13 protein-coding genes and 1 pseudogene are annotated in these 21,241 nt (G+C 51.0%); 1 reads left to right on the plus strand and 13 read right to left on the minus strand.

Annotation, left to right across the window (positions count from 1 at the left end; genetic code table 11):
• Positions 1 to 291 precede the first annotated feature (291 nt).
• Positions 292 to 546: a hypothetical protein gene (locus tag ACFSUS_RS09420; protein ID WP_381521867.1), complete on the minus strand. Its 255-nt coding sequence runs from the start codon at positions 544 to 546 to the stop codon at positions 292 to 294.
• Positions 547 to 1,046: 500 nt separating this feature from the next.
• On the opposite strand from ACFSUS_RS09420, the gene ACFSUS_RS09425 reads away from it, so the two are divergent.
• Positions 1,047 to 1,280, plus strand: coding sequence for a hypothetical protein (locus ACFSUS_RS09425; protein WP_381521869.1), 234 nt, complete (start codon positions 1,047 to 1,049; stop codon positions 1,278 to 1,280).
• 77 nt (positions 1,281 to 1,357) lie between these two features.
• On the opposite strand, the gene clpB is transcribed toward ACFSUS_RS09425, so the two are convergent.
• From clpB to ACFSUS_RS09490, 12 genes and pseudogenes are all read right to left on the minus strand, one after another.
• Positions 1,358 to 4,000 carry an ATP-dependent chaperone ClpB gene (clpB, locus tag ACFSUS_RS09430; RefSeq protein WP_381521870.1) on the minus strand — a complete coding sequence of 881 codons (2,643 nt, stop codon included), beginning with the start codon at positions 3,998 to 4,000 and terminating at the stop codon, positions 1,358 to 1,360.
• 354 nt (positions 4,001 to 4,354) lie between these two features.
• Positions 4,355 to 4,840: pseudogene (tnpA, locus tag ACFSUS_RS09440) on the minus strand (IS200/IS605 family transposase).
• Between the two features lie 105 nt (positions 4,841 to 4,945).
• Positions 4,946 to 6,046, minus strand: a complete 1,101-nt coding sequence (locus tag ACFSUS_RS09445; protein WP_381521876.1) for an aldose epimerase family protein — start codon at positions 6,044 to 6,046, stop codon at positions 4,946 to 4,948.
• Between the two features lie 96 nt (positions 6,047 to 6,142).
• A complete protein-coding gene (locus ACFSUS_RS09450) occupies positions 6,143 to 6,841 on the minus strand; it encodes an L-ribulose-5-phosphate 4-epimerase (RefSeq protein ID WP_381521877.1) in 699 nt (232 codons plus the stop codon).
• Between the two features lie 96 nt (positions 6,842 to 6,937).
• Positions 6,938 to 8,479 carry an alpha-N-arabinofuranosidase gene (locus tag ACFSUS_RS09455; protein WP_381521879.1) on the minus strand — a complete coding sequence of 514 codons (1,542 nt, stop codon included), beginning with the start codon at positions 8,477 to 8,479 and terminating at the stop codon, positions 6,938 to 6,940.
• Positions 8,480 to 8,540: 61 nt separating this feature from the next.
• A complete protein-coding gene (araA, locus tag ACFSUS_RS09460; RefSeq protein ID WP_381521880.1) occupies positions 8,541 to 10,046 on the minus strand; it encodes an L-arabinose isomerase in 1,506 nt (501 codons plus the stop codon).
• A gap of 69 nt (positions 10,047 to 10,115) precedes the next feature.
• Positions 10,116 to 11,783: a ribulokinase gene (locus tag ACFSUS_RS09465; protein ID WP_381521881.1), complete on the minus strand. Its 1,668-nt coding sequence runs from the start codon at positions 11,781 to 11,783 to the stop codon at positions 10,116 to 10,118.
• Positions 11,784 to 12,027: 244 nt separating this feature from the next.
• Entirely contained in the window at positions 12,028 to 13,038 is a 1,011-nt protein-coding gene (locus ACFSUS_RS09470) for an arabinan endo-1,5-alpha-L-arabinosidase (RefSeq protein WP_381521882.1), read from the minus strand.
• A gap of 72 nt (positions 13,039 to 13,110) precedes the next feature.
• On the minus strand, positions 13,111 to 15,099 hold the full coding sequence (locus ACFSUS_RS09475; protein ID WP_381521884.1) for an alpha-L-arabinofuranosidase C-terminal domain-containing protein: 1,989 nt from the start codon (positions 15,097 to 15,099) through the stop codon (positions 13,111 to 13,113).
• Positions 15,099 to 18,617: a VCBS repeat-containing protein gene (locus tag ACFSUS_RS09480; RefSeq protein ID WP_381521886.1), complete on the minus strand. Its 3,519-nt coding sequence runs from the start codon at positions 18,615 to 18,617 to the stop codon at positions 15,099 to 15,101. Before ACFSUS_RS09480 ends, ACFSUS_RS09475 begins: the two co-directional genes overlap by 1 nt.
• A 28-nt stretch (positions 18,618 to 18,645) precedes the next feature.
• On the minus strand, positions 18,646 to 19,629 hold the full coding sequence (locus ACFSUS_RS09485) for an arabinan endo-1,5-alpha-L-arabinosidase (protein ID WP_381521888.1): 984 nt from the start codon (positions 19,627 to 19,629) through the stop codon (positions 18,646 to 18,648).
• An 85-nt stretch (positions 19,630 to 19,714) separates the two neighbouring features.
• A complete protein-coding gene (locus ACFSUS_RS09490) occupies positions 19,715 to 21,199 on the minus strand; it encodes an arabinan endo-1,5-alpha-L-arabinosidase (protein WP_381521890.1) in 1,485 nt (494 codons plus the stop codon).
• Positions 21,200 to 21,241 lie beyond the last annotated feature (42 nt).

Genomic DNA, 21,241 nt, shown 5'->3' on the forward strand with positions numbered 1-21,241 from the left:
ATTTGGCTACCGATATTGACTATACGGCATGAAGATTACTGTATTCCATAACACGTATTGACAAAAAACGGGACTGGTTGATGGGGCAAAAGCTAATGAGTTTGAGTTTTAAGCGGATTTATATGATGTTGACGCTAAGGAATATGAACAGTTCTAAGTTCGCTTAAAAGAAAGGACGCACACATAAGAATTTATGCATGCGTCCTTTTTTACGACATAATAATATAGGCCACAAACTTGGCTAACAAGTTTGCGGCATAACCGAAATGGTCGAATGTAGCTTAACAATACTTAGGCAAGCTCATAAGCTGTTGCCTTCGAGGACAGCTCTGTCTTATCCAACTCCTCCAGGACAGACTTGGCGAAAGCGATTTTGTCCGACTTCCGATACAAGTCTGCTTGCTTAATACCCGATGGAGGAGTAAATGATTGAGAAACTCGCTGACAAGCAGCCCACATTTTAGGGTTGAGTTTAATTTTGTACTCTCGAATTGGCGTCTCTGCACCAAACCAGAGATTAATTACGTTGTTAACTGTCGGTTTCATTCCTGTAAACTATCCGTGTAGTAAAAGCCAAACGATGACTTCTTATACTTATTAGACATAACGACCGTATTTAACCAAAAGTTAACAGTCAGTTACCTAAAAAGCGGGTATTTCCTGTCAATCGTTCATCTTATTTTGTGTAAGCAAGTAGTTTGCCAAATAATGTAAAGTAAGGTGATTATTGATGCGTTTAACTGAACAAAAGACCAACCGGCATCGACATCGTTCAGGTCGCTGAAGAAACTTTAAACTGCCAGATTGCCCCACTCCTAAAACGTATAAACCAAACCTTAATTTATGACAAACTGACAAATCTGTTAGAGGGTTTGAATTTGAGGAGTTTACTAGTCCTAACAAACCTTAAAAGTATTCGTTGGCTCTTTATTGAGACCTTATAGACTTAACCTAATGATAAGTTGAAGAAATCTAAGAAAACAAAATGTACGTATATCCAGTATTAAACTAAAACACACAAAATCTAGAGCATTACTTTACTATATATGAACCAGTACTCAACCCTTAAATCGCGACCTGTGGCGTCGCTCCGCTATGGTACGCTCGGATGGCGAGAGGCATTAGGTCGTCGGATCGTTGCATTACTTGTTGGGTTTCATCCTAGTCTGACGGAAAAAGACCAAATAAAGGCTATTCCGAGCATTCTGAAAATGCTGCTTATTAGCTTGGGGTCTACACTTCTATTCATCGCTTACACGCTTTACCACCTGTTAACCTAATGGTTAACTGACTTATTTACAAAAACGCCCGGCTGCTCTGGTGAGTGGCCGGGCGTTTCCTTATCTAATTCAATCCGTTACTCCAACGCAGGCACCACCTTATCTAAGTTGTAGAAGATGATGTCTTCTTTGCCGTTTTCGTCTTCATTCATCATCATGCCGACAATGGCGTCCTTCTGAATCCGGCCTGCCAGGATCTCTTTTGAGAGAGCGTTGAGGATGCGCCGTTGCATGACGCGCTTCAGCGGACGAGCGCCAAACGTTGGGTCGAAACCTTCGCGGGCGATGAAGTCGAGCACTTCGTTGTCGGCTTCGAGCGTAATACCCTGCTCGGCTAACCGCGCCTGAATCTGCTTGAACTGGATGTCCATGATCTTGCGAACTTCCCGCTTGGTCAGCGGTTGGAACATCACCAGCTCGTCGATCCGGTTGAGGAACTCAGGACGTACCGTTTGTTTCAGCAGCTCGAACACTTCTTCTTTCGTATCCTCGATCACCTGGTCGGCATTGTGCCGGTCCATCTCGGCAAATCGCTCACGGATGATGTGTGAGCCGATGTTCGAGGTCATGATGATAATCGTGTTCTTGAAGTTCGCCACGCGCCCTTTGTTGTCGGTCAGGCGACCATCGTCAAGCACCTGCAACAGGATGTTGAACACATCGGGGTGTGCTTTCTCAATCTCGTCGAGCAGGATAACGCTGTACGGCTTCCGGCGGACGGCTTCGGTCAGTTGACCACCTTCGTCGTAACCCACGTATCCCGGAGGTGCACCAATCAACCGGCTCACGGCATGACGCTCCTGGTACTCCGACATGTCGATCCGCACCAGCGCGTTCTCGTCGTTGAACAGGAACTCGGCCAGGGCCTTCGCCAACTCCGTCTTACCCACACCGGTCGTGCCGAGGAAGATAAACGAACCGATTGGTCGTTTGGGGTCCTGCATACCAGCGCGGCTCCGGCGAACCGCGTCGGCTACCACCTGAATGGCTTCCTCCTGACCAGCTACACGCTTGCCTAATTCGTCTTCCAGGTGGAGCAGTTTCTCGCGTTCGCTTTGCAGCATCCGGCTTACCGGAATACCCGTCCACTTAGCAACCACTTCCGCGATATCGTCGGCGGTAACTTCTTCCTGCAACAGGTTATTGGCACTGGTATCTTTCTGACTCAGCTCTTCTAACCGTTTTTGCGCTTCAGGGATGCGGCCATACCGGATCTCAGCCACTTTGCCATAATCGCCAGCGCGTTCGGCATTATCGGCTTCAATACGTAGCTGGTCCAACTGTTCCTTCAGCGTCCGGCTTTCGTTCACCGACTGTTTTTCAATTTCCCAGCGGGCTCTTAGTTCAGTACGTTGCTGATTGAGGTCAGCAAGCTGACGATTCAAAACCGCTTCCTTTTCGTGATCGTCTTCGCGACGGATAGCCTCGCGCTCGATCTCGAATTGCATAATTCGTCGGTTCAACTCGTCTAATTCCTCAGGAACAGAGTCAATTTCCAGACGGAGTTTGGCAGCCGCTTCGTCCATGAGGTCAATCGCCTTGTCGGGCAGGAAGCGGTCGGAAATATAGCGGTTCGAAAGTTCAACGGCGGCAATTACCGCGTCGTCTTTAATGCGTACGCCATGGTGTAGCTCGTACCGCTCTTTAATGCCTCGCAAGATTGAGATAGCATCCGTTACGTCTGGCTCATCGACCATCACGGCCTGGAACCGACGCTCCAGCGCCTTATCCTTCTCAATATACTTCTGATACTCTTTCAGCGTCGTGGCACCAATGGCGTGCAATTCGCCACGGGCCAGCGCTGGTTTCAGCAGGTTAGCCGCGTCCATCGCGCCTTCGCCACCTGCACCTGCGCCAATGAGGGTATGAATCTCGTCAATAAAGAGAATGATTTCGCCTTCGGAGTCAGTCACTTCTTTGATAACTGCCTTTAGCCGTTCCTCAAACTCTCCTTTGTATTTTGCCCCGGCGATGAGCAAACCCATGTCGAGTGATACAATGATCTTCGACTTCAGGTTTTCGGGTACATCGCCCTGCACAATCCGTTGCGCCAAGCCTTCAACGATGGCGGTCTTACCAACGCCCGGCTCACCCAGCAAGATTGGGTTGTTTTTTGTCCGGCGGCTCAGGATTTGAAGCACTCGCCGAATTTCTTCATCACGGCCGATGACGGGGTCAATCTTACCCGTCTGCGCACGCTCGTTGAGGTTAATGCTGTACCGCTCCAGCGACCGGTACTTTGCTTCTGCGTTCTGATCTTTCACAGGGTTATTTTTACCTCTAAGTTCTTTTATCGCTTCTTTAACTGCCTTTTCAGTAAACCCGACGTCTTTCAATAAGGTTGCGACGGCATCTTTACCGCCAACCAGCCCAAGCAGCATTAATTCGACACTTACAAATTCGTCGCCAAACTCTTTCATCTGGCTGGTCGACCGCTGCAGAGCCGCATTTAAATCATTACCTAAATAAATGCCTTGTGACTGGGTGCCCGAAACGGATACTTTTGGATAGCCATTTACGATGGCATCCAGCGCTAGTGTCAGGCGGCTGGTATCAACACCTGCTTTTTTGGCTAAGAACCCTACGGTGTTGGGATCTTCGTCCAGGATGGCCTTCAGTACGTGGCCCGTCTCGACGGTCTGCTGGTTATTAGCCTGGGCCATCTGAGCTGCCTGCTGAATGACCTCCTGCGCCTTAATGGTATAATTATTAAAGTTCATGGCTTGGTCTAGTCGCTCCACCTATGTGGGAGCTTTAGTTTTATATCTATCTCTATAGTAACAAATGATGAGCCACGGCGGTTTTTCGGACATTTTGTCGGAAAATAACCTATTCGGAAGACGTTTTATGTCAAACCGGCATGAACAAGTGCCTAATAGTCGAGTGATGCAGGCCCTATGTTAGGTCGCCCCTCGGGGCTAAATGAATATATGTTATACGTCATACTGTTGGCAGGCCGCCCCTACAGGGCTTTAAGATTGGCAGAAAACTTGCTTTAGATATTTACTCAATGTGCATTGAGAACGGACGTTTCTAATAACCCTGGTAGAAGACTTCTATAGCAACGCAAATGGCTACTCTACTGGCTTATCTGCTACTGGCTGGTCGTAAAAATCAAAGACATACTTAGGATCGTAGGGTACTTCAAACTTTTTGCAAAAGGTCAGATATTCTTCGCGAAATGTACGATTACGATGATGCTCTTCCTGATTCAGGATATAGTGTATCACATTCTTTACTTACGATTGAACGTAGGTGAATGCCCCATACCCCTCTTGCCAACTGAACCGCTTCACCCAGCCCTGCTCCTTAATAGATCCGGAGGATGAGGCTTTAACATCGCGAACTAAATCTGCCATCGTCAAGGTAGGGCCAAAGCCGATAAATATGTGTACATGGTCGGGCATACAGTGAATAGCGAGCATTTTAGCCCCATGATTATGAACTACAGCGGTCATGTAACCATATAATTCATCTTTGTGTTGACGGGGAATGAGGCTCTGATGGCCTTTCACGGCAAAGACTATTTGAGCGTAAAGTTGCGTATACGTGTTAGGCATTGTTACGGTGTTTAAGCTGGCAAGATAGTCCCAGGTACGTACTCAACACAGACAAAACGGGCTAAGGAATTCCCTTAGCCCGTTCGTTATTCTTTACCTGGCAAATTACTTCGCTGAAAACTTGTACACCGTGGTTGTCTGGTACGTTTCGCCGGGTTTCAATGTTGTTGTGGGGAACTTGGGTTGGTTGGGCGAGTCAGGGTAATGCTCTGTTTCTAAGCAGAGCCCCGTCCGCTTTTTGTAAACGACGCCCCCTTTGCCGGTGAGTGTTCCGTCCAGAAAGTTGCCGGTATAAAACTGCACGGCTGGTTCTGTTGTCATCACTTCCATTACGCGGCCGCTCGTCGGTTCAAACACCGTAGCGGCTGGTTTCAACTTGTTGCTTGTATCCGTAAATACCCAGCAATGGTCATAGCCGAGGCCATACTTGATCTGCGTATCAGTTGAGTCGTTGATGCGGGCACCCACGGTGGTCGGCTTCGTAAAATCAAAGGGCGTTCCGGTTACCGGTTTCAGCTCGCCTGTTGGAATCAGCGTCTTGTCTACGGGGACGAAGCGGTTGGCGTTGATGGTTACCTCGTGGCCTAAAATATCGTTCTTACCAGCAGTTAGATTAAAGTAGGAGTGGTTAGTCAGATTGACTACGGTTGCCTTATCGGTGGTGGCTTTGTAATCAATTTTCAAAGAATTGTCTTTCTGAAGCGTATACGTGACTTCCACAGACAAATTTCCAGGATAGCCTTCTTCGCCGTCTTTAGATGTGTATGCCAGTTTTAGCGCCGGCTCCTCACCATCGACAGGGGTGGCCGTCCACAGCACTTTGTCGAAACCTTTCAAACCGCCGTGCAGGTGGTTACCCATATTGTTGGTAGCCAACGTATACTGCTTACCGTCAAGAGTAAATTTACCTTTTGCGATCCGGTTTCCATACCGGCCAACTAAGGCACCAAAGAACGGATTACCTTTCTCATACGCAGCCAGCGAATCGAATCCCAAGGTGACGTCTTCGAATTTGCCGTTCTTGTCGGGAGCCGTCAACGATACAACGATACCGCCATAGTTCGTGATTTTCGCTTCCATGCCAGCGCCGTTGCGCAGGGTATACAAATCAGCCTTCTGACCATCGGCAAGGGTACCGAATGATGCGTTTTCAATCCCGGCTTTTTGATCACCTTCTTCTTTGTTTGAGCTACAGGAGGTTAGCATGGTTGACGTGAGTAAAGTAAATAGAGCAACTGAGAGGTTTAGGTAATTCATGCGAATGGGGGAGGGTTATAGGAAAACAATAATCTTAACAACCTGTTAGCAACCTTGTCCGTAATAGGCGTTCTTGCCATGCTTGCGTTCGTAATGCTTCATGCGAAGAGTGTCTTTAATGCGGGCCGTGTCGGGATTAATCTGGAGGGTTAAATAAGCCATACGCGCTACTTCTTCCAGAACGGCCGCGTTGTAAACGGACTTCTCGGCAGTCTTGCCCCAGGTAAACGGTCCGTGATTTTGCAGCAATACCATTTCGACCTCCTGATGGGATAAACCTTTTTCGCGGAAAACGTCGAAGATCTGGTTACCCGTTTCGTGTTCGTAATCGCCTTCAATCATGGCATCGGTCAAAACAGGAGCGCAAGGAATATCCTGGTGCGTATGGTCTGCGTGGGTAGTGCCCAAAATCGGAATATCCATTCCGGCCTGCGCCCAGGCTACGGCATAGGTGCTGTGCGTATGCGTAATACCACCAATATCGGCCCAGGTTTTGTAAAGCAACGCATGGGTTTTAGTATCTGATGAGGGGCGCATTTTGCCGTCCACAACCTTTGCTTCATAATCCATGATGACAATATCTTCGGGTTTGAGAATGTCGTAGGGAACGCCACTCGGCTTTATGGCAAATACGGCCTTGTCGCGGTCAACGGCGCTCACATTGCCAAACGTAAACAAGACGAGGCCCAGCTTGGGAAGCTGCATATTTGCTTCGTAGCATTCGTCGCGTAATGAGGTATACATGGTGGTGTAAAAAGTGAAAGAGTGAAATCGGACCGCCGAAGCAGAGTGAATGAGCGAAAAGGTGAATGAGCCATCGCTAACTCACTCTTTCGCTCATTATAATTCTAGCACTACTACTGAAACGGGTGGCAGGGTAACGGTTAGATTATCGCCGTTTAGTTTGGCCCCGTTGAAAGCAACTGGCTTTACTTTGGTTGGGTTTTCAAACGTATTGTGGTCCTGTACCTTAGCCGACGTTAAGATACGACCCGTCACACCATTTGCCTTTAGACCCTTCAGATTCAGCGTAATCTCCTGCGGTTTACCGGCGTCGATGTTTACCAGCGAGATGTGGGTTTTGCCTGCCTTGTCCCGCGATGCCGAAACCGATACCGCCGGGAGTTTATAATTAGCCACTTTATAGTCTTCGGTCTTTACGTCAACGGGGAGCATAGTCGCATCCTGGTGTACATTGTACATTTCCAGCACATGATACGTTGGGGTCAGCAGCAGCTTGTTGCCCTGGGTCAGAACCACGGCTTGTAGCACGTTAACGACCTGTGCCAGGTTAGCCATGCGCACTCGCTCAGCGTGTTTATGGAAGATGTTGAGCGTTGCTCCCGCCAGAATAGCGTCGCGCATGGTGTTTTGCTGATACAGGAAACCTGGGTTCGTTTTGGGTTCAACTTCGTACCACGCTCCCCATTCATCAACCACTAAGGCTATCTTCTTCTGCGGGTCGTACTTGTCCATAATTTCCGAATGCTTCTGCACCAACATGTCCATTTTCAGGGCTTCGTTCATGGTATGAGCGTAGTCGGTTTCAGTAAATTGGGTCGCTGATCCTTTCTCGTTCGGACCCCAGCCGAACGTAGAATAATGGTGCAGAGCGACGCCTTCGACCATCTTACCCGGAATGTTTTTCATGAGGGTTTCGGTCCAGTTGAAATCATCGGAACTGGCCCCTGACGCAATCCGGAAGATGGTTCCTTTACCTACTTTGGATTCCATGAACGTAGCGTACTGCCGGTAGATGTTGGCGTAGTAATCGGCCGTCATGTTCCCCCCGCAGCCCCACGCTTCGTTTCCAACACCCCAGTAGCGTACATTCCAGGGAGTCTGGCGTCCGTTCTGCTGCCGAAGACTCGACATGGGGCTGTTACTGGGAAAATTGACGTACTGCACCCACTCACTCAGGTCATGCACTGTCCCACTGCCAACGTTTCCGGCCAGGTAAGGCTCTGTTCCGAGCAGTTCGCACATGTTCAGAAAGTCGTGTGTGCCAAAGCTGTTATCTTCCGTAACACCACCCCACCAGGTGTTAACAATTTTTGGGCGCTTGGCTTTAGGGCCGATACCATCTTTCCAATGATAGGTGTCGGCAAAGCAGCCGCCTGGCCACCGCAGGTTGGGTATTTTCATTTTCTTGAGGGCTTCGACAACATCAAGCCGTACTCCGTTTTTGTTAGGGATTTTAGTGTTGCCTTCGCCTACATAGAAGCCATCGTAGATACACCGTCCGAGGTGTTCCGCAAAATGGCCGTAGATATGTCGGTTAATGGTTGTCTTGCCTTGGTCGGCGTTGATGGTTATTTTGTTTTGCGCCGTAGCAGACAAGCCAATGCCTGCAATAAGAATGGTTATTAGTTGTTTGTTCATGATAGAGTACGTACTAGTGCCTCAGCCTGCTTGGTTTATGAAGTCAGGAAACGACCTAAGGCTAGCGGTAAGCGGCTTCGCTCCAGCGCAGTTCATTCTTAAGCTGACGAAGATTCGTGTTCTTGTCAATAACGACTAGCTCTACCCCGAAGATGTCGGCGAAGTCTTCAATGTCGTCGGTCGTCAGGTTCTGGCTGTATACGGTATGGTGTGCTCCACCGGCCAGAATCCAGGCGGCACAACCGGTCTTCATGTCGGGCATGGGTTTCCAGAGCGCTCGTGCAACGGGTAACTTTGGCAGGGCTTCGGTAACGGCCACGGCTTCTACTTCGTTGACCAACAGACGGAACCGGTTACCCATATCGATAAGCGATACGTTGATAGCAGCGCCACCGGGCCGATGCGTCGGACCGGCGTTGAACACTAACCGAACCGGGTCGGCTTTCCCACCAATGCCTAGTGGATGCACCTCGCAGGAAGGCTTGTCAGCTGCGATAGTCGGGCAGATTTCGAGCATGTGTGAACCCAGAACCAATTGGTTGGCCGGATCAAAATGATACGTATAATCTTCCATGAATGAGTTACCCCCTTGCAGGCCAGCCGCCATCACTTTCATGGTCCGTACCATGGCCGATGTTTTCCAGTCCCCTTCGCCCGCAAACCCGTAGCCGTCAGCCATCAGTCGTTGGGCGGCAATGCCTGGCAATTGGGCCATGCCGTGCAGGTCTTCAAACGTATCGGTGAAGGCTGCAAAATTGCCGTCTTTCAGAAACGTCCGCAAACCAATTTCAATCCTGGCGGCTTCGCGCAGGGAGCTGTGCTGGGCCTGTCCTTTTTGCAGTGACGCCATAAGGGTGTAGGTGTCAGCGTACTCCGTTACGAGCTGGTCAATGTCGGCATCGGCGACCTGATTGATAACTGCTACGAGATCACCGATTCCGTACGTATTGACGGACATGCCAAAAGTCATTTCAGCGGCTACTTTATCGCCTTCGGTGACGGCGACCTGGCGCATGTTGTCACCAAAGCGGGCTACTTTCATGGTCTTCAGTTCGTGAGCCGCTACGGCCACGCGCGACCACGAACCGATTTTCTCCAAAACATCAGTCTGTTGCCAGTGCCCAACCACTATTTTGCGGTTCAGACGCATCCGTGACATCATGAAACCGAATTCCCGGTCGCCGTGTGCCGACTGGTTGAGGTTCATGAAATCCATGTCGATCTCGCTCCACGGAATGTCCCGGTTGAATTGCGTATGCAAGTGAAGCAACGGCTTTTTAAGGATACTCAGGCCCCGAATCCACATTTTAGCCGGAGAGAACGTGTGCATCCAGGTAATGATACCCACACAGTTTGGTGCTACGTTCGCATCCTGGCACAAGGCATAAATTTCGTCGGGCGTTTTCACGACGGGTTTGAAAACAACCTGTACCGGAATCTGAGCGGCTTCATTAAAGAATTTGGCAATAATTGTTGAGTGATCTGCTACTTGTTTAAGCGTTTCTTCGCCGTACAGATGCTGGCTTCCGGTGATAAACCAGATTTCAAATTGTTTAAGATCAAGCATTTCGCTGTAAAAAGAACTGCCAAGCAGTGGTTGTATTATGAAAAAGACGTGAGTTTGTGACCTAAACGGTTATGCGACACTCTCGGCCAGAACAGACCGGGAAGCACCATGCTCAATGAACTCACCTAGTTGCTGATATTTCAGGTAAAGCTTCTGATACACTGCCGATACGTCGGGTCGTGGCTCGTAGCTGGCGTCAAACCCTGATCCCATCGCATCCTGAGCCGCTGCCATGTCCGGGTGAACGCCCGCTGCCACCGCTGCACACATAGCGGCACCAAGGGCGCAGGCCTGATCTGAACTGGCAATCCTAATGGGCATGTTCAGCACATCGGCCAGGGTCTGCATCACAAACGGTGACTTTTTCGCTACGCCCCCAATGGCAATGACCTGACGGATAGGAACACCTTCGTGCAGGAAGCGGTCGACAATGGCTTTTGAGCCGAATGCTGTGGCTTCGACGAGCGCCTTGAAAATTCGGACGGCATCACTGCCCAGGTTGAGCCCAGAAATAGTGCCTTTCAAGGTATGATTTGCATCGGGTGTCCGGCGGCCGTTGAACCAGTCAAGCGCCACCGGATCGTTGGCCGTGACTGGCAGCTGAGAGGCTTTGCTTGATAAGTGTGGGATCAGGTTTTTAGCCAGTTCATTGGCGGCTTCATTGCCCAGCAGATCACGAACGGGCTCGACCAGGACCCGCTGGAACCACGCATACACATCGCCGAAGGCCGATTGGCCCGCTTCCATGCCGAGCATATGCGGAATCACAGACCCATCGACCTGCCCACAAATGCCGCGAATGAGTAGATGTCCAATTTCATCGTTGGGCGCGACGAGAATATCACAGGTTGAGGTTCCCATAACGCGCACGAATGTGTAGGGCTTAATTTCAGCGCCAATAGCGCCCATGTGCGCGTCGAAAGCGCCGACACCGATTGCTACCTTCGTTGATAACCTTAGTTTCTTGGCCCATTCTGCTGAGAGGGTTCCCATCGATTCGTCGGAAGTAAACGTATCGTGGAACAGCCGATCCCGAAGACCGGCCAGTAATGGGTCGAGCGTGACCAGAAAGGTCTCGGCGGGTAAGCCGTCAAACTCTTCATGCCACATGGCTTTATGCCCAGCGGCACAGCGCGAACGCTTGAGCGTGAGCGGGTTTGTATTGCCCGTCAGTACGGCCGAAATCCAGTCGCAATGCTCCATCCAGGAAAACGCTTTTTCGCGAACGGCTGCGTCTACACGTAACGTATGAAGAATTTTGGCCCAAAACCATTCTGACGAGTAAATACCGCCCACGTATTTTGTGAAATCGACGTCCCAGCGGTGCGCCAGCGTGTTAATCTCGTCGGCTTCAGCATTAGCCGTATGGTCTTTCCATAGGATGAACATGCCGTTGGGATTTTCGGCAAATTCGGGCAGTAGGGCCAGGGGCGTACCGTTTTGATCAACGGCAACGGGTGTCGAGCCGGTCGTATCTACCGAAATACCAACCACTTGCTCACGAACTTCCGCTGACACGTTAGCAAGCGCTCCGTTGATCGAGCTTTCTAGCCCTTCTATATAATCCAGGGGGTGCTGTCGGAATTGAGACTGAGTTGGATCGCAGTACAAGGCTTGCTTCCAGCGGGTATATTCATGGACGTGTGTGCCTACCGTTTCACCCGTTTGCGCGTCGACCAGCAACGCCCTGACTGAGTCAGTGCCAAAATCAACGCCGATAACGTATTGACTTTTCATGTGTATAGTTGTCCGTTCCGGATGGTTAGGGGGTTAATGAATTTGGTTGATTAGCCCTTTCGGCAGTATAGTCTAGTAAAGAAATAAACTCGTACGATCTAATGACAATGTGTGCTGTACACCATTTAAGCCCGAAAAGCATATCTGCTTGCCAGGTATAAGTAAATAAAGTCACCCATTTCAGAAAATCAGTCCCGCGAACAACGCCATCTGTGTTGTAAAGTGTCTTTTTGACACAATACTACTACAGTTTGGCGTGAATTCCGCCTGAACTGGTTGGATATTTTGTATCCAGGTTAGGCCAGCCATTCTTAAATTTCAATAGCCTCAGATCTAGTCTGGGTCTTCCTTTGTTTTCAGCGTCGTAAAAATGAATCGATACCAGATTGCGGTTTCCTTCCCGTAATAAACCCACATGGCCTGGACCAATGTACTGCCCGGCGGTACGCAACACAACGGTGCCCCCCCCGACTGTCAGGTCCCGACCGGTCTGGTCCAGAAAGGGACCCAATGGGCTTTCGGACCGGCCAACCACGATGTAATACGTACTGTTCAGTCCTTTACAACATAAACCATTGTTTACGAACAGGTAGTAATAACGGCCCTCTTTGACCAGGGCGGCTGCTTCCCAATCCGATTCGCGGCCACCCGCCACGCGTTTCACGGTGGTACCGGCTTTGATCTTTCCCGTTACGGTATCAATTTCAGCTGCGCCGATGCCACCGTGAAATGAGCCATACACCATGTACACCCGTCCGTCGGTATCACGCATCAGGCCTGGGTCAATGGCGTTGAAATCAGCTTTCACTTTCGACTTCACAACCATACCCTGATCGGTCCATCGGTAATCGGGTGATTGCTGATTCAGCGTAGGGGAAGTGGCGACGCCGATGGCCGACGTGGGCGAGCCAAAGGTGGAGCACGAATAATACAGGTAATATTTCCCGTTCATACGGACGCAGTCGGGCGCCCAGAAATGCCCCTTGAATCCCTGAACGGTGCTGTCGATCCAGTTGGGCCAGGTACCTTTTTCGAAAATCGACTTTTCGACTTTCCAATGCTGTAAGTCCGGCGAACTAACTGCCTGTATACCGTGACCGGTCGAGAAGTACCAATATTGTCCATCCTCTTTCTGGATACTGCTGGGGTCATGAGTGGCAATGCTGGTTTCCGAGGTAGGAGTCTGGCTTTGTGCACTGACGACCAGCGGCAGTATCAACCCCGCAAGTAGTAAAGCCGTTTGTCGTTTTATCATAACAATAGGTTAGGATTTATGGACCCGGATGCTTAGTCGACGTTGCGTTTAGCACCCGGGAGGAGTAGTGGGCTACTGAACTACTTTTATCCGGACGACCGAAAATGATTTCGGAGCGAGCGTCAGGGCAACGGTTTTTTTTCGGGCATCCACCGGAATCGTTTGGTCTACCGGGCTGACGTTGGTGGCGTTCTCGAACGAGTTGACGGCATCCAGGTTGTCGTTTTTCAACAAAGTTAGTTTGCCTTTGGGATCGAGCTTTTTGGCTCCATCGAGCTGAATTTGGCGGGTCTGCGTTTTGTCAGACACATTGGCAACTTTCAGAATCACCTCGCTGGTCGCTTTATCCCAGGCCGCTGACGCATACAAACTATCCTGTCCGGCCAGTGGCTCGTTGTTTTGGGTCATCTTGAGCGTGTGCGTGCCTTTGTTGAGCGAATATAGTTTCTGAACGTAGTAATTTGGCGTACCATAGACCCGTAGGTTGTCGACCCAAATCAGGTCGGGGGTCCATTGCCAGGCGTCGGCGTTCGCGAATAAGGGGGCATACGACGCCATATTTACCACGGCTGCATTACGTTCGAGGCCCGTCATGAAAGCCGCTTCCGACAGGGCGCAAAGCCAGTTGTTCTTGTTGTTGACGCTCACCGTTTTGTCGCTCTGCGCGGCCCATTCACCCGCAAATATTTTTGAGCCGTTGCGGTCGTAATTGTCGTACCGGCGCGCGTTTTCCAGAAACCATTCGGGTCGGCGGTAGTAGTGTTCGTCAATCAGATCGGCTTTCATGTCGCGCAATTTGCCGTTGAGGTAATCGAAGCGCTCGCCGTTCGGGTCGGTGCCTGAACTACAGACCAGCTTCATGTCAGGATATTTCGCTTTGATGGCCTTCTGAAAAATGGCCAGCCGGTCGATATACTGCGGGCCCCAGTTTTCGTTACCCACGCCGAGTAGTTTTAGATTAAACGGCTTCGGGTGGCCAAGGCTGGCGCGTACCTTCCCCCAGGGTGTCGACGCGTCGCCGTTGGCAAACTCAATGAGGTCAACTGCATCCTGCACATACGGATCGAGTTGCTCCAGCGGAACCAGTTCGGCGGTGTTGAACTGGCAGGCCATACCGCAGTTCAGGATGGGTAGCGGTTCGGCGCCAATGTCTTCGCAAAGCTGGAAGTATTCGAAAAAGCCCAGACCGAACGTCTGAAAATAATCGGGGGTGGGGCGGTGCGCAAACTCAAAGTTCCAGCGGTTAATCACGAGCTGACGTTCTTCGAGCGGGCCAATGGTTTTCTTCCACTGGTACCGCTGGTCGAGGTCGAAGCCCTCCACAATACAGCCGCCGGGGAACCGCACGAAACCGGGTTTCATATCAGCCAGCATTTGAATCATATCCGCCCGCATACCCCCCGGACGTTTCTTCCAGGTATCTTCCGGGAAGAGCGAAATCATATCGAGGTCAATGACGCCCGTGCCTTCAAACCACACATTCATCTTGCCTTTGGGCTCGGTCGCCGTAGCGTTAAAGCTGACAGCCTGCTTATGCCAGTTGTTATCCGATTGGTTGAGGGGCAGCGTCGTCTGGCCAATAGGTTCGCCTTTGGCATTCAACAGTTCAACGTGGAGCTTCGCGTTGCTGGCCTGCGTGCGGTACATCACTGAAAAATCGTAGCGCAGGCCATTCTTGATACCCATGCCCCGAAATCCTTCGTTGGTTAGCCCCAGGTCGCCTTTGTTGGTATTGTTTGTCGCAACGCGCAGAAAACGGGGATTGCGTGTGTCTTTTTCCTGACGGTTTTCGACCAGAATCGTGCCTTCGGTGTTCTTTTTTCCCTGGACGCTCCAACCCATGAGCGGGCGGTAAAACTCGAACGAGCGATTTTTGACCATCTCGGCGTAGATACCGCCGTCCGCTCCGAAATTGATATCTTCGAAGAACACGCCCCACATGGTTGGCTGGATATCGGCTACTGGTTGACTCACGTTCACCTTTACTACAGGAGTTGGCTGAGCGGTCGACAGGGTAGCCGTAGTTAGGAGCAAACAGGCAGTTTTAAGCAGGTTATTCATTACTTTTTTGTGATTAAACTCGTTTGGTGGGTTTTACTAGAAACAACAGTTGACGTTAAATTTACCGTAAAGCGGTGCAGCAGGCTATTGTTAACCCCCGCTAAAATAATCTTTCTATGCATGGCATCAGGTACGATGCCCAATGCCTTTACATCGCCTTCCAATAGTACTCCGCCGTTACGGTACGGCACTGGCTGAACATTTCCCTTACCATTGCCTCTCAGAAATAAGCCGAGAGAAGCATCGTAACGGCCGGTACTTACTTCGGTCTGATACTCATTACCCGCCAGGAGCAGGTCGGTTTTGCCATCGCCGTCCAAATCGTCGGCGATAATGGCGTTAACAGGGGCAAACTGCGCTTCGGTCGGTAATACGTGCATGGCGAATTGGCCTTTCCCCTTACTTTCGAGCCAGACGGTTGATGCGTTCGTGCAGCGCAGTTCGAGCAAATCATCGGTGCCAATGTCGTTGAGAAGGGTAGCCATATCAACACGGGCGTAGTCGCTGTGGAGCAGGTATTTCTTCTTAATGATCGGGGTTTGCTCGGCAAACTGGGTGCGGTCGAGATCGGGGAAAAGCGAAAACGCACCGGTCTGGTTCTTAATGTAATAAGCCGGAATGAGTTCATAGGAGCCATTTTTGTCTATGTCTTTGGCGTACAGGATATGGGGCCGCTTGGCCGAAATATGATACTTATTATTATGCCCCAGGTTACCCGCTACCAGGTCTTTATCACCGTCGCCATCCAAATCTGCTACGGCCAGCGACCGCCATAGCCCATGCATGTTGGTCAGGCCGGTTTTGTCGGTCACTTCAGTTAGTTTACCCCTGTTGTTTTTGAAAAACCGTACCGGCATCCACTCGCCACATACGACTAAATCGGCCTGCTGATCACCGTCAATGTCCGTCCACACGGCATCGGTTACCATACCAGCCTCGGTCAACGGGGGGCAAACGCGGGCGGTGACGTCCTGAAACACGCCGTTGTTGTTTTGTAACAGATAACTTTTGGGAGAAGCTGGAAACCGATCGGCCGACACACGTCCACCCACAAATACATCCTGGTCACCATCGTGGTCATAGTCAGCGGTTGCGAGGGTAGCCACCAGCGACTGAACCGTGGCTGGAACTGCGTTTGGACTGATGGTAAAACTTCCTTTGCCGTCGTTTAAGAACAATTTGGGCGGAAGCATCAGGTTGCCCCGGTATTCAGTGCTGCCACCGGCTACGAATAAATCGAGGTCGTGGTCGCCATCGGCGTCGAACAGTTCAGCGGCCAGGTCTTCCTCATCTTTGGCTCCCGCTAGTACATCTGTTCCGGTAAATGTGCCCGCTGCGTTTTGGATAAACAGTTTGCCTGGTTGCCGGGCCGCGCCACCGACAAAGAAATCGGTTAAGCCATCGCCGTTTACGTCGCCCGTGGCTAAACACGGTCCTAGCTGCGAATACTTTTGCGGTTGAAGCCGACGCTGGTAATAGTCGAAAAATGGCGTTTCCTGATGTCGAAAGTCGAGCGTTGCCGCCTTAAATAAGGAAGGCGAAGTGGTGACTAACTGCCTATTGTCGGCTTCCTGGCTATCGGAGAGCCGCAACGTCAGGAACTGGTTTACGGTTACGTTCTTTAATAATTGAGTACGCCCATTGGGCCAAATGATGCGTAGGGAATCGGCCCGACGGCGATTGCCCAGGCCGATGTGCAACCGCGTGTCAATGGTGGACAGGTACCCCCGAACCAGCGATTGCTCGAGCAACTGGGTTTCGTTGCCCGTGTATATAATGACTTTAGCACCAATGCCGGATAAATTGGCTCGCTCACCGGCCAGGCTGATGGACAAAAAATTGTTGGTTGTATCGGCTTTCGTTTGGCGAAGGTCGTTCCGGTAGACGAAAGCTTCGCGGTTCATGTTGTTCACGACGAGATCAAGATCGCCGTCGTTATCGAAGTCTGCATAGGCGGCCCCGTGCGAAACGGAGGGCGTTTCCAGACCAACAGCGTTGGTTTCGTCGGAGAACGTCAGGTTCCGGTTATTGCGCATGAACACGTTACTTGGCTCAACGCTCCCGTAGGTGTCCAGTTTTTCGCGCAGGTTACGTATCGTTGCCGCATCGGCTAACGGGTTGCTGGTAGCTCCGGCGAATTGGTAGTCAGGTTGACTAGTTTCCTGCCGAAACATCACGAAATCGCTGTTGGTCAGGTCGCGGGCTAAGCCGTTGGTGACGTGCATATCTTTCCAGCCGTCGTTGTCAAAATCGGCCATCAGTACGCTCCAGCTCCAATCGGTTTCCGACATACCGGCCAACTGGCCAATTTCACTAAAGATCGGTTCAGCCATAAGGCCGTTCTGACGGATTCCCTGGTTCAGTTGCAGCATGTTGCGCGAGTATTCGGGCTCATAGCCCAAACGCTGCTGCACATCGAACTTTTCGGGGCTGACACCGGTGAACATTAACTTCTTGCGCTCGTTGGTCGGGGGCGACATATCCAGCACGGCCAGGTCGGGCAGCAAGTCGTTGTTTATGTCGGCGGCATCGACGCCCATGCTGTTATAGCTCTGGTGTTTGGCCGCTCTGGTTAAGCAGTTTACGAACTTACCATTGCCGGTATTAAGCCAGAGTACGTCATTGCTAATGTAATCATTGGCTACGTACAGGTCAGGCAGGCCATCCTGATTGGCATCGGTCACCACAACGCCCAGGCCATAGCCGTCTTCCCGGATGCCCGCTGGGAGAGAAACGTCTGTAAAGTGCACTTTGGCTCCTATTTCTTGCCCGCGCGAAGCAGAGGCTAAGCTTACCGGGCCGTCATTACGGTATAGCTTATCGGCGGCAGGAGAAGTACCCGTTGTGTCTTTCGGTACTAGTTTGTTAGGCTGCGGATTGTACAACTGGTGATTGAGCAGGTACATGTCCAGATCGCCATCCTGGTCGTAGTCGAGGAAAGCGGCCTGAGTCGAGTAGCCGGTATCGGCTAAGCCGTATTGTTCAGCCTCTTCAGTAAAGGTTAAATTGTGTTGGTTGATAAAGAGTAAATTCTTGCGCTTTTGCGGATCGGCTGAGTGCGAAACGCAGACGTATATGTCCTGAAACCCATCGGCATTGATGTCGATGACGCTAACACCCGTACACCAGACCCGGGTCTGGATGCCCGCTTTGTCGGAAATATCTTCAAACTGAAACGAAGTTGATTCGTTCGTCCCCTTATTGATATATAGTTTACTAGACACCTGGCTACCGGCGAAGAACACATCCTGGAGACCATCGTTGTTGAAGTCGCCTACGCCCACGCCCGCGCCGATGTACATGTACTCGTTATTATAAAAATTAACCGAATCGCTTTCGGTGAGCTGGTTATTGAACGTAATGTTGGTTTGCGAGGCCGGAAGCTGCGTGAACCCTAATCCAGCGGTGGATCGTCTGGATTGACAGGAAGTAAGCAATAACCCAAAGCAAAGCAAAGCCGCTGGCCCCAACAGAAATGGCCAGTTGCTCTGCTTTGATTTGGAAAAGTAAGTACTCATGTTACAGAAACCGTACGACGTTACAGCATTAATAATAAGCGACGGTAGGCCAGCCGCCGGACCACGTAAACCGAACGGTTTCCAATTTTGGATTACCATTGTCATTGCCGTCATAATAGTGCACCGAACCGTTTTGAGTGCCAGCTATGCGTGACAATTGACCGGGCCCGATGTAGCGTCCCTGGGTGCCAAGCACAAAGGAACCACCTCCTGAGGTCAGCGACCGTCCATTCTTATCAACGAAAGGGCCGAAAGGACTTGATGAGCGCCCGACCACAATATAGTACGTACTGTTGGCCTGGCGGCAGCAGTACCCTCGGTTTACGAATAAATAGTAATAACTGCCTTCTTTAATCAGGCAGGGGGCTTCCCAGTCGGCTCCACCACCACCGGCCACGATGGTTCGGCCACCCGTTGGCTTGCCCGTTGAAGGGTCAATCCTATACACACCGATGCCCGCGAAAAACGACCCGTAGGCCATGTAAACGCTTGATCCATCGACCAGAATTGACGGATCAATGGCGTTGACGTCCGAATTAGACGACGACCGCACGACCTGGCCTCGATCGGTCCATTGCGCACCCGAGGTTGGAATTGTTGGGGCGGTGACTAAGCCAATGGCCGAGGTCGACGAACCAAAGGTCGAACATGAGTAATAGACGTTCCAACGACCGTTGAAATAGGCCGCGTCGGGTGCCCAGAATTGAGTGCCGAAGCCTGGTACGGCACTGTTGATCCAACTGGGTATCGTTCTGAATACGTTACCCGCTCCTCCCCAGTTTACCAGGTTGGTTGACGTGCCAATGGGCAGGTAGTCGCCGGTATTAAACACAAAATAGTTGCTTCCACTCCGGGCAATCGTACTTGGATCGTGCGAAGGTACATTACCCGAAACCCGGGCGTTGGCGTTGCTGCGCTGCTGGTCGGGCTCAACAGTGCTAACCTGAGGTTCGGGCTGGCAGGAAAGGCCAAGCAGGACCGATGCGCTGAGCAGAATGGATGTTGTTTTCATAAAAAGGGTTGGATTTAGGAATAGTTAAAAAAACTCGTAAGTAACTGATAGTTAAAGGTGCGGACGCCTAAATAGGCTCTGCTTGTTATTTCTTTTTACCCCAAATAGCGGTACCTACGTTGTTCAGCCCCGTGAATACAATCGTTTCTTTTCGATTCTCCCAATCCCGGCCTTTTTGCACATATACCTGATCGGTAAAGCCGTTGCTGTAGCTTAGCTTAAGCCAGGGAGGTGTATACGTCCATTTGCTGGCTGGGTCAGTGTTCATGGTGCCATCGGCATTGATCGCCAAGGGGGCCGATGTCTGAAAATCGGGCGATGTTTGCTCTTTGTCATACCCCGGTACCACCCGATAGCCTACTATAATCTGCTCCCAGTTGCCCACCAGGTCGGCTTGTGCCACGGTGGCATTGTCCTCGTAAGCGTACCGTTCCGGCGATACGACAGGCCAGCCGTCGGGCGTCCAGAAGATCTTGCGTACGTGCAGATCCATGAAGTATTTATCGACCCCCGGCCGGCCCTGGTGCGCCATGTAATACTGCCCGTTGGTTTCAAACACCGAACAGTGTGCAACGCCCTGCCAGCCGCTGTGGCCGCTGAACTGATACGGCGCCAGAATCATCGGCCCATGATCAATGTCGTCGTTGAGGTTCTTACCTTCGAAATCAAAAAAAGGTCCGTTGGGGCTGTCGCCCCGGCCTACGCGTACGTTGTATTTAGTTTCGAGCCAGTCGTAGGCGATGAAGAGGTAATATTTTTTGAGCGTTGGGTTATAAATGATTTCGGGCCCTTCGATATTACCGTTGTAGCGCCCGTTTGTAAACCCACGGTTGGCAATGCGCTTCCCTTTGTCGCCGGGCGATTGGGCCATGCCCGTACCAGGATTGAGCGGCAGTACGTAGATGCCATCGTAGCCTGAGCCGTAGTGCATCCAGTGTTCGCCCGTTGGCGTTACCACCACCGATGGGTCAATGGCGTTGGTTTGTGGATTATTCTGGCATTTGGAGCTAACGACAATGCCCTTATCGGTCCACGGACCTTCGGGGTTAGTAGCGGTGGCCAGCCCGATAGCGCTCAGTTTACACTGATCCGATGACAATGAATAGTACAGCCGTAACTCATTGCCTACCTGCATGATGTAAGGCGCCCATAACGCATCGTTGGGTTTGCCTCCACTTTGTTTGATGTAGTCTGAAGCCTCTTTGGGTAAGCCGCTGTTGAATACCCAACCCACAAAAAACCACTGTACCAGATCTTTCGATTTACGGATTTGAATGCCCGACCGGACCGCCGTACCATAGGCAACGTCTGTATTGTAGCAATAATAATAATCGCCGATCTTAAGGATGGATGGATCGTGTACGTTGTAAGGCCCCCATCTCAGATAATTCGTAGCGGCCGAAACATCGGCATACGTATCATTGATCGAGTTGATGTCAAACGTTGGGGCAGGAGGAACAGGCACCGTCGGACCCGTAGGCGTTTGCGTGACGTCGTCTTTCTTACACGAAACGAGCCATAACGCACTGGCCAGCATAACGATGAGCGAAAACGAAACAGGTCTGAGCATGGGTTTGGTAGTTGGACACGTAGAGACCGGTACGCCGGAGCG

The organism is Spirosoma soli (assembly GCF_042684525.1).
In the GTDB taxonomy this organism is placed as follows: Bacteria; Bacteroidota; Bacteroidia; order Cytophagales; family Spirosomataceae; genus Spirosoma; species Spirosoma soli.

Excerpts from the sequence above, each read along its gene's own strand:
- ACFSUS_RS09420 (WP_381521867.1), bottom strand. The coding sequence starts at position 546 with ATGAAACCGACAGTTAACAACGTAATTAATCTCTGGTTTGGTGCAGAG.
- ACFSUS_RS09425 (WP_381521869.1), top strand. The coding sequence starts at position 1,047 with ATGAACCAGTACTCAACCCTTAAATCGCGACCTGTGGCGTCGCTCCGC.
- clpB (WP_381521870.1), bottom strand. The coding sequence starts at position 4,000 with ATGAACTTTAATAATTATACCATTAAGGCGCAGGAGGTCATTCAGCAG.
- ACFSUS_RS09445 (WP_381521876.1), bottom strand. The coding sequence starts at position 6,046 with ATGCTAACCTCCTGTAGCTCAAACAAAGAAGAAGGTGATCAAAAAGCC.
- ACFSUS_RS09450 (WP_381521877.1), bottom strand. The coding sequence starts at position 6,841 with ATGTATACCTCATTACGCGACGAATGCTACGAAGCAAATATGCAGCTT.
- ACFSUS_RS09455 (WP_381521879.1), bottom strand. The coding sequence starts at position 8,479 with ATGAACAAACAACTAATAACCATTCTTATTGCAGGCATTGGCTTGTCT.
- araA (WP_381521880.1), bottom strand. The coding sequence starts at position 10,046 with ATGCTTGATCTTAAACAATTTGAAATCTGGTTTATCACCGGAAGCCAG.
- ACFSUS_RS09465 (WP_381521881.1), bottom strand. The coding sequence starts at position 11,783 with ATGAAAAGTCAATACGTTATCGGCGTTGATTTTGGCACTGACTCAGTC.
- ACFSUS_RS09470 (WP_381521882.1), bottom strand. The coding sequence starts at position 13,038 with ATGATAAAACGACAAACGGCTTTACTACTTGCGGGGTTGATACTGCCG.
- ACFSUS_RS09475 (WP_381521884.1), bottom strand. The coding sequence starts at position 15,099 with ATGAATAACCTGCTTAAAACTGCCTGTTTGCTCCTAACTACGGCTACC.
- ACFSUS_RS09480 (WP_381521886.1), bottom strand. The coding sequence starts at position 18,617 with ATGAGTACTTACTTTTCCAAATCAAAGCAGAGCAACTGGCCATTTCTG.
- ACFSUS_RS09485 (WP_381521888.1), bottom strand. The coding sequence starts at position 19,629 with ATGAAAACAACATCCATTCTGCTCAGCGCATCGGTCCTGCTTGGCCTT.
- ACFSUS_RS09490 (WP_381521890.1), bottom strand. The coding sequence starts at position 21,199 with ATGCTCAGACCTGTTTCGTTTTCGCTCATCGTTATGCTGGCCAGTGCG.